The organism is Mesorhizobium sp. M7A.F.Ca.CA.004.04.2.1, from assembly GCF_004022825.1.
Lineage (GTDB): Bacteria > Pseudomonadota > Alphaproteobacteria > Rhizobiales > Rhizobiaceae > Mesorhizobium.
Genome location: NZ_RZPH01000442.1, coordinates 1 through 4659, shown reverse-complemented (window position 1 = coordinate 4659; position 4659 = coordinate 1). Strand labels below are relative to the sequence as shown.

General features: G+C 62.1%; 5 protein-coding genes. 2 read left to right on the top strand and 3 right to left on the bottom strand.

Features of this window, described 5'->3' with window-relative positions:
* Nucleotides 1-919: CocE/NonD family hydrolase (locus EN893_RS19585; protein WP_128361710.1), on the bottom strand; the 919-nt coding region annotated here is incomplete at its 3' end.
* A gap of 170 nt (nucleotides 920-1089) precedes the next feature.
* Here EN893_RS19585 and EN893_RS19580 point away from each other — a divergent pair.
* A complete protein-coding gene (locus tag EN893_RS19580) occupies nucleotides 1090-1902 on the top strand; it encodes a helix-turn-helix transcriptional regulator (protein WP_127267312.1) in 813 nt (270 codons plus the stop codon).
* Nucleotides 1903-1914: 12 nt separating this feature from the next.
* On the opposite strand, the gene EN893_RS19575 is transcribed toward EN893_RS19580, so the two are convergent.
* Both EN893_RS19575 and EN893_RS19570 read right to left on the bottom strand, forming a co-directional pair.
* Nucleotides 1915-3201: an ArgE/DapE family deacylase gene (locus tag EN893_RS19575; protein ID WP_127267311.1), complete on the bottom strand. Its 1287-nt coding sequence runs from the start codon at nucleotides 3199-3201 to the stop codon at nucleotides 1915-1917.
* A gap of 184 nt (nucleotides 3202-3385) precedes the next feature.
* Nucleotides 3386-3652 (bottom strand): hypothetical protein, encoded by a 267-nt coding sequence (locus EN893_RS19570; RefSeq protein WP_236383061.1) that lies wholly within the window; start codon nucleotides 3650-3652, stop codon nucleotides 3386-3388.
* 174 nt (nucleotides 3653-3826) lie between these two features.
* On the opposite strand from EN893_RS19570, the gene EN893_RS19565 reads away from it, so the two are divergent.
* Nucleotides 3827-4659: MurR/RpiR family transcriptional regulator (locus EN893_RS19565; RefSeq protein ID WP_164900965.1), on the top strand; the 833-nt coding region annotated here is incomplete at its 3' end.

Genomic DNA, 4659 nt, shown 5'->3' with positions numbered 1-4659 from the left:
ATTCATAGGAGGTTTGCGGCGGGGCGCTGTCCTGCACGAACAGGCGCAGCATCGGTTCGCCCATAATGCCGGTGTCGCGGCCCTTCAGCCAGTGATCCCACCAGCGGACGCATTCCTGGAGGAAGCCGATGGCGGGACCGGGCTTGCCGCTATGCGGATAGGTGTGCGCCCACGGCCCGACCAGCCCCTTGCGCGGACCCTGCAGCTTTTCCATGAGGCGGAAGACGGAGCGGCAATAGCCGTCGGCCCAACCGCTGACGGCATAGACCGGACAGGCGATCGCGTCGAAATCCTCGCAGACCGAGCCGTGCCTCCAGAATTCGTCGCGGTGCTGGTGCTCCAGCCAGTTCTTCAGCCACAACCCGCTTTCCTTCAGCCGGCTGTGCCATAAAGCACGCCAGTTGTCCGGCTTGTTGCGGGGATCCGGCGGCAGCGTGTTGCGGCCGAACATGATCGCGGCCCAGGAGAGATTGTCGATAAGCAGCGTGCCGCCCATGTGGTGGACGTCGTCGGCGTAGCGGTCGTCGGTCGAGGCGCAACTGATCACCGCCTTCAGCGCCGGCGGACGCATGGCGGCGATCTGCAGCCCGTTGAAACCGCCCCAGGAGATGCCGATCATGCCAACCTTGCCGTCGCACCAGGGCTGGGTCGCCAGCCATTCGATGACCGAGCAGCCGTCGTCCAGCTCCTGCTGGAGATATTCGTCGAGCATCAGCCCTTCGGAATCGCCGGTTCCGCGCAGGTCGACGCGCACCACTGCGTAGCCGTGGCCAGCTACGTAGGGATGCATGACGACATCGCGCGCGGCGGTCAGATCGTTCTTGCGATAGGGGATATATTCCAGGATTGCCGGCACCGGCTTTTGTTCAGCACCCTCGGGAAGCCACATGCGCGCCGCAAGCCGGCAACCGTCCGGCATCGGGATCTCGAAATGGTCGACCGAGCGGATCGGATGGGGGAAGTTGGACACTGTGCGCAAGGTGAGGCCCTCTGTTTGGCGGGCGCCACCTTGGGCAAATCGGCAGTGTCGCACAATTTCGCGACCCTTCGCGACTTGACACTGTTCTGGCGTCAGTATGCATTAGATCCATGCAGACCGAACCGCTTCCCCAGAACCTCGCCTTCCTGTGCAGCTATTATCCGTCGATCGCCGCCGTGTGTCGGCGCCTGCAGATCAACCGCCAGCAGTTCAACAAATATCTGAGCGGCCAGACCTGGCCGTCACGCCGCAACATGCGCAAGATCTGCGATTTCTTCGGCGTGACCGAAGGCGAGCTTTTGATGGACCAGCAGCGCTTTGCCGAGATCGTCGGCCTGCGCCGCCGCCCGCTCGGCGTCCACGCGCCGTCGGACCTGCTGGTGCACATGGAGCAGCTCTATCAGCGGTCCGGCGATCTCGGGCGCTATGTCGGCTACTATTTCCGCTATTTCTACTCGTTCGGCTATGCCGGCAAGATCATCAAATGCCTCGTCGTGATCTATGAAAAGGACGGCCGCTATTTCTGGAAATGCATGGAAAGGCTCGTCCATTTCGGCAAATATGGCGTGAAGACCTCGAAATATTCGGCCGCGCTGCTGCTGCTCGGCGATCGCATATTCGCGCTCGAATCCGAAATCCTGCTCAAAACCAGCATCACCCAGGTGATCCTCTATCCGAGCTACCAGACGAGCGTCGCCTATCTGGTCGGCATCCAGACGGGCATGCCCCTTTTACGGGGGCGGAGACCCGCAGCCTCGGTCGTGCTTCTGGAATATCTCGGCCGCTCCGTCGACCAGCGCAAGGCGCTGCGGGCCTGCGGCCTATTCGACGAAACCGACCCCGCCATCGATGCTGGCATCCGCGCCATGATCACCAACCGGATACCGGCGGGCACATTCGTGCTTGAAACCGAGGAGGTGTAGCCGGCTCCCCGGTTATATTGCCCGCTCCACGCCGCACCAGCCGGCGGCGAACAGCGCGATCGTCTTCGTCACCCGGCGCAGCGACGACAGGCTGACGCGCTCGTCAATGCCATGAATATTCTCCGAAACCGGTCCATAGACCAGCGCCGGTATATTCGCATGGACGGCGAAGAGCGCCGCGTCGAGATAACAGGTCATGACGTAGGAACGCATCTCACCGCCATGCGCCAGACCGTGTGCTTCCTGCAGAACCTGTCCGGCGGAGCAGTGCGGCCGCATGCGGTAGCCGGTCTGCATGACGCCGATCCACTCGACCTTCGGATTTGCCTTGGCGAGCCGCGGATCCGCACTTGCCGTATCGGCGACGAAGGCTTCGAACGCGGCGGCGCGCTGCCTGGGATCGTCGCCAGGATAGAAGCCGATCCGGCCCTCGAAGGAGCAGGCGAAAGGGACCGAGGCCAGCCACTCGCCGCCGGAGATGGTGCCGATGTTGAGCGATGCGGGATTGGCGATCTCCTCGAAACCGGGATGGCGCGCGCGTTCGTCGTTCCACTTGGCCGCAAGACGCTGCAGGTGGCCGATCAGGCCGAGCCCGGCATCGATGGCGCTGACGCCGGACTCTGCTTCCCTCGGATGTGCGGGCACGCCATGGACGGTGATGCGGAATTTGATGACGCCGGAATTGGCCGAAACCAGCTGTTCGTCGGTAGGTTCCGGAATCAGCACCGCATCGGCGGTGCAGCCACGGGCGATTGCGGCGGCCGCGCCGTTGCCCGTCACCTCCTCGTCGAGCACCGACTGCACCTGCACCGGCGCGGTCAGGCGGTAGCCGGCCTTCTCGATCGCGTCGAGAGCGAAGATGTTGGCGATGAGCCCGGCCTTCATGTCGCCGGCGCCGCGGCCGTAGAGCCAATCGCCGTCGCGGGTGGCGGAAAACGGCGGATAGCGCCAATGTGACGGGTCCGCCGTCGGCACGACGTCGACATGGGCGTTCAGGGCCAGCGAGCGGCCGACTTGCGAAGCCGGCGTCTTCCTGCCGACCACGTTGAACGCGCCGGCATAGTCGATCGTCGCCGGCGAGAAGGCCGGATGATTGGCCATCGCCCGCATATCGATGCCGAACCGTTCCACCGCATAGCCGCGTTCGGCGAGCGCTGAGGCGACGATCTCCTGCGCGGCGCCTTCCTGCCCGCGCAGCGAAGGCGCGCGGACGAGCCGCTGTAACAGTTCGACCTGGCTTTCAAAATTGTCATCGACCGCGCGGGCGATGTGATCTGGATCGGGGAATGAGGATTTCATGACTAGCCTTCCTGACTGAACCGGCGGGGAGAAGTCGCGCGTCTCTCTTGCCCAGCCGGCACTGTCAATGGCCGTTCTGGCCGGCAGCATAGGTGCAACAGGAACCGTTGCCCGAGATAAGCGGGCCGGCGAGCCGGACGCCGCGTTGCCGGACGCATTTGCTCTCCATGCCGCGCCCTCCCAGCTATGCCGGACAGAGGGCCTTGCGCAGGGCCTCGACGAACTGCTTCAGCGGCGGGGTTGGGCCGACGTTGTATTTCCAGTTGGTCAGTCCGATGGTCAGCGAATCCTCGTAGCTCTGGCCGCGAAGATAGGTGACCAGCTTGTCGAGATCGATGATGCCGTCGCCCCAGGCAAGATGGCTGCCGCCGGCATCCGAGTCGGTGAAATGCACATGTGCGACGCGGCCGGCGACATGGGTGAAATTATCTTCGGGCCGTTCATGCGTCATCACCGCGCCGGCCACGTCATAGACGGAACGCTATACGCGTTCATGTGGCAACAACTCGAACGAGAGGCGAGCTAAGCTGAAGGCCTCATGAAGTAAAGTTACGCATCAGGTTTCAGAGAAACGTTGACACCCTGACGGTTTAATTCAAAACCTCGACCTAAAGGGAGATATTCAATGGCTCGCCATCCGTCGCAAGAAAATCGCATATCACAACCTAATGATGACACGGTCATCCCAGGCGTCAAGCGCAATGCACAAGATGTCATTGGGCTCATTGTCGACCAGCAGTCACAGTTCTCCAAAACAAACCGCCGGATTGCGCACGCGATTTTGAGCGAGCCGCATAGCTTTGCCGAAAAGCCTATCGAGGAACTCACCACTTGGCTCAATGTATCGGCGCCAACCATCACACGGTTTTCGCGCATGCTGGGATGTGACGGTCTAAAGGATCTCAAGCTCAAGATCATGGGGTCGGTGCGCGTCGGCATCCGTTATCTCGAACCCCAGACGCCGCCCGGATCCATCGCCGAAGTTGCGGAGCGCGTCAGCAAACGGGCGCAGAAAACCATTGCGGACATGCATCACAACGTCGACCTCGAACGCGCCCAGGCGGTCGTCGACAAGATCAGCGTCTGCCACACGCTCTACGCATTCGGAAGTGGCGGTGTCTCCTCATGGCTTATCGAGGAGATCCAGAACCGCTTTTTCCGGTTGGGTATACGCGTAATCCCCTGTAACGATCACCAGATGCAGTTCATGCTTGCAACAGCTGTTGAACGCACGGACGTCGTGATCTGCTGTTCGCTCACGGGCGCCAATGTCGAGCTCGAGAAGGCTGTAACCGTCGCTCGCGAGTACGGAGCGACAACCATCGCCCTGACACCGAGCGGAACCCCCCTGGCTTTCGCTGTGGACGAACTCCTGCCGATCGACTGCCTCCCGGACGAAGACATTCTGACGCCGGCGTCAATCCGCTACGCCTACATGATCGCAATCGACATCATATC

What these genes read in the sequence shown, in the direction of transcription:
- EN893_RS19580 (WP_127267312.1), top strand. Translation starts at nt 1,090, where the DNA reads ATGCAGACCGAACCGCTTCCCCAGAACCTCGCCTTCCTGTGCAGCTAT.
- EN893_RS19575 (WP_127267311.1), bottom strand. Translation starts at nt 3,201, where the DNA reads ATGAAATCCTCATTCCCCGATCCAGATCACATCGCCCGCGCGGTCGAT.
- EN893_RS19570 (WP_236383061.1), bottom strand. Translation starts at nt 3,652, where the DNA reads ATGACGCATGAACGGCCCGAAGATAATTTCACCCATGTCGCCGGCCGC.